This is a genomic window from Mesorhizobium sp. M4A.F.Ca.ET.050.02.1.1 (assembly GCF_003997725.1).
Classification (GTDB): Bacteria; Pseudomonadota; Alphaproteobacteria; order Rhizobiales; family Rhizobiaceae; genus Mesorhizobium.
Genome location: NZ_RZSG01000635.1, coordinates 1 through 3,555 on the forward strand (window position 1 = coordinate 1; position 3,555 = coordinate 3,555).

Consider the following 3,555-nt stretch of genomic DNA (forward strand, 5'->3'; position numbering starts at 1 on the left):
GGCCGATGCTTTGCTGGACGCGTGACATGCTGAAGGCCTGGGCGCCTGTCGTGCGGTTGTCGGCGGCCTTCGCGGCGGTCGCGCTTAGCAGGCCAAGGCATAGTGCCGATACGACGCTCGGTTTCATGTGCGAACTCCTTCCGTACCCCACTGCCTCAAAAGGACTGGGATCGCCGGCGATCTGTCGCGACAGCCTCGCGCGGGGGACGGGCGCGTGGCCCGGCGATCCCAGAAGCTTCAGCGCCTTTCGACGCTACTGGTTGGCGTTGCCGTTACCGTTGCCGTTGCCCATGCCCCAGTTGCCGTTGCCGTTGACATTGCCATTGCCGATGCCCCAGTTCCCGTTGCCATTCAGGTTGCCGTTGCCGAGGCCGAAATTGCCGTTGCCGTTGCCGTTGCCGTTGGCGGCGCCGGCATTGAGGTTGCCGTTGTAGTTGCCGTTGAAGGCGCCCGCATTGGCATTGCCGTTGCCATTGCCGTTGCCGAAGCCGAAATTGCCATTGCCGTTGAAGTTGCCGTTGAAGGCGCCGGTATTGGCGTTGCCGTTGCCGTTGCCGTTGCCGACGCCAACGTTGCCGTTGCCATTGCCGTTGCCGCTACCGATCGACAATGCGGACGCCGAACCTGTCAGAGCCGACAGGACCGCCGCGGCCAGAATGATCTTCCTCATGACGTTCTCCTTGGTTTGCGTTGAACTTCCCGACCGCAACAAAGATGGCCGAGACGACGCAAGAAGAATGCGCGCAGAAAAGGCGCCTCGACATTCGGGCTGATCGGCATGTTCTGTCAGTTTTTCAGCCGATGTCCTTGTCGGGAAAAGCCGGTGGAATCGGGAAAAAACTGACAGGCATAAGGGCGTATGCCGGCGTATATTGCGCTGAGAGGCAGAAATTCGGGGCCTCTTCTCACAGCCCGGTGAACAGCAAGTCCTCTAGACACCGGCAAGAGAACAGAAGGGGCGATGCGGACTGGTATCGACACACGCGAGAACGACACTTCGAAGCCGCGGCGCCAGGGATTGGCGCGGCGCTTGATTGCCGTGCAGGAAGAACAGTGCCGGCGCCTGTCGCGCGAGCTTCACGACGATCTCGGCCAGCTGCTGGCCAGTGTCGCGCTCGAACTGCACGGCATCCGCGCAGGATCCCTGGAACAGGGCGAGCGTCTCACGCGGGCTGTCATGCTGGTCGATCAACTGAGCGCCAGGGTTCACGCCGCCGCCTGGAGCCTGCGGCCCGCCGACCTGGATCACCTGGGGCTTCGCGCCTCCGTCGAGGATCTCGCCGCCATGCTATGTGCCCAACTCGAAATCCCTTGCGACATGGACCTCGAAGCACTTTCGTGCCCACTCGCCCCCGAAGTGTCCCTGACCCTATACCGTATCGCGCAAGAGGCGCTTACCAACATCGGCAAGCACGCTCAGCCGCGCCGCGCGAGTGTGACGGCACATATTGGCGACCGCCGGCTGCGCCTTACGATCGAAGACGATGGCTGCGGGTTCGATGCCGATGCCACGCCCGGCTCCCGCGCCCTGGGGCTTGCGGGAATGAGAGAGCGCCTCGCGCTGGTCGGAGGCGAGCTGTCGATTGAAACCGCCAGGGGCAAGGGGACCACCCTCTATGCCGATGTGCCCTTGACGGACTGAGGGCTTCCCTGGACCGCGAGGCGCGCACGATTGTCTACGGCAATGTGATCCGCACCAGACATTTGTCCGCATGCGATTCTGAACGAAAAACCTCGGCAGCAGCTCGAGGTTCGCGATGGGCTACGTGAAGCGCGCCACATCCGAGACCTTTAGCTGCGGCTTACAATCGGCGCGAGGGTTCGACGAGATGTACGACCCACTGCTCCCGCTCAGGGTCTGCAGGGATAGACGCGCTCCTCCCGTCAGCCGGGACGAGCCGTCATTCGAACCATCAAGGGCAAGGGACCTCTCCACGTGATGTACCTTTGGCGGACTGATGGAGGTTAAAGGTGTCGCGTAGGCGGATATTTGTGGTCGATGACCACCCTATCGTCCTGTCGGGTATCGGGGCGATGATCGATGGTCAGAAGGATATGACGATCGTCGGACTGGCAGCGAACGCGGCCGAGGCCCTCGAAACCATCGGCAAGGCTGAGCCCGACGTTGCGGTCATCGATATCTCGCTCCCCGGCATCAATGGGGTCATGCTTATCGAGCGCCTCCTCGAACGGTTCCCCGACCTCAAGTGCATCGCACTGACGGCGCACGAAGATCCCGGCTGCCTGCGCCAAGTGCTCGCCGCCGGCGGCCGGGGGTTCGTGGTCAAACGGTCGACGACCACCGACCTGCTGCAAGCCATCAGATGCGTGCTGGCCGGCGACAATTACGTCGACCCGGCGCTGGCCGCGCGAATGCTCAGCCCGCGCAACTGCGCGCAGGGCGATGCGGGAAATCTGAGCGAGCGGGAACGGTCCGTGATCCAGCTGGTTGCACTCGGCTACAGCAACAAGGAGATATCCTCGCGGCTCAATCTAAGCATAAAGACCATCGAGACCTACAGAACCAGGGCAACCGACAAGCTCGAACTCCACTCCCGGGCGGCGATAGTGCGCTTCGCGCACTCGGTCGGATGGCTGGCCGAACTGCAATAGCAAAAGCGCCACGCACAGCGAGAAAACGGGCAGCGGGGATCGCCCCTCTAGTACTGACATTCGCTTGCAAGCCGACGAACGCGCTGCTCGGGCCTTTTGCTTGTCGCAGATTGCTGCCGGAAGACCGTGGGCGCTTTTTGCGGAATCCGCCTACAATTTGTAGAAGCGGCTGATGATGTCCCAGGCCTCGTCGGCGGTGTCGACGAAATCGATGATGTCCTGGTCGCCGGGCGTGATGGTGCCTTGCTCGGCGAGGAAATCGAGATCGATCGCACGCTGCCAGAAGGCCTTGCCGAACAGGATCACCGGTACGCGCTCCATGCGGCCGGTCTGGATCAACGTCAGCGTCTCGAAGAATTCGTCCATCGTGCCGAAGCCGCCCGGGAACACCGCGACGGCCTTGGCGCGCATGACGAAATGCATCTTGCGGATGGCGAAATAGTGAAAGTTGAAGCAAAGTTCCGGCGTCACGTAGGCGTTTGGCGCCTGCTCGTGCGGCAGCACGATGTTGAGGCCGATGGAAGGCGCGCCGACGTCGTCGGCGCCGCGATTTCCCGCTTCCATGACACCAGGCCCGCCACCGGTGACGACGACGAACTCACGATAGTAGGAACTGGCCGAATGCTGCGAGCAGAGACGGGCGAATTTGCGCGCCTCCTCGTAGTAGCGGCTGTTCAGCTCGAGGTTCTGCTTCTGCGTCTCGTTCTTCGCCGCCCAGGCCTCGCCGCCGGGCTCCGGAATACGGGCGCCGCCGAACAGGATCACCGTCGACTGGATGCCGCGCTCGGCGAGGATCATCTCCGGCTTCAGCAGCTCGAGCTGCAGCCTGACCGCGCGCAATTCGCGGCGCGTCATGAAGTCAGGATCGTTCCAGGCCAGCCTGTAGGTGTCGACCATGGTGCCCGAATCGACATAGGCGCCGACATTGACGAAGGACGGCAT

General features: G+C 62.6%; 4 protein-coding genes. 2 read left to right on the forward strand and 2 right to left on the reverse strand.

Annotated features, from left to right (window positions below):
* Positions 1 to 253: 253 nt before the first annotated feature.
* Positions 254 to 670, reverse strand: a complete 417-nt coding sequence (locus EOA33_RS39330) for a hypothetical protein (protein WP_189347295.1) — start codon at positions 668 to 670, stop codon at positions 254 to 256.
* 291 nt (positions 671 to 961) lie between these two features.
* Between EOA33_RS39330 and EOA33_RS28380 the strand changes: the two genes are divergently transcribed.
* A complete protein-coding gene (locus tag EOA33_RS28380) occupies positions 962 to 1,642 on the forward strand; it encodes a sensor histidine kinase (RefSeq protein ID WP_126057193.1) in 681 nt (226 codons plus the stop codon).
* Positions 1,643 to 1,992: 350 nt separating this feature from the next.
* Positions 1,993 to 2,613: a response regulator transcription factor gene (locus EOA33_RS28385; RefSeq protein ID WP_245455290.1), complete on the forward strand. Its 621-nt coding sequence runs from the start codon at positions 1,993 to 1,995 to the stop codon at positions 2,611 to 2,613.
* 150 nt (positions 2,614 to 2,763) lie between these two features.
* Here EOA33_RS28385 and EOA33_RS28390 read toward each other — a convergent pair whose 3' ends face one another.
* Positions 2,764 to 3,555 (reverse strand): LOG family protein, encoded by a 792-nt coding sequence (locus EOA33_RS28390; RefSeq protein WP_127407144.1) that lies wholly within the window; start codon positions 3,553 to 3,555, stop codon positions 2,764 to 2,766.

Coding starts and splice junctions, on each gene's coding strand:
- EOA33_RS39330 (WP_189347295.1), bottom strand. CDS start 670: ATGAGGAAGATCATTCTGGCCGCGGCGGTCCTGTCGGCTCTGACAGGT.
- EOA33_RS28380 (WP_126057193.1), top strand. CDS start 962: ATGCGGACTGGTATCGACACACGCGAGAACGACACTTCGAAGCCGCGG.
- EOA33_RS28390 (WP_127407144.1), bottom strand. CDS start 3,555: ATGCCGTCCTTCGTCAATGTCGGCGCCTATGTCGATTCGGGCACCATG.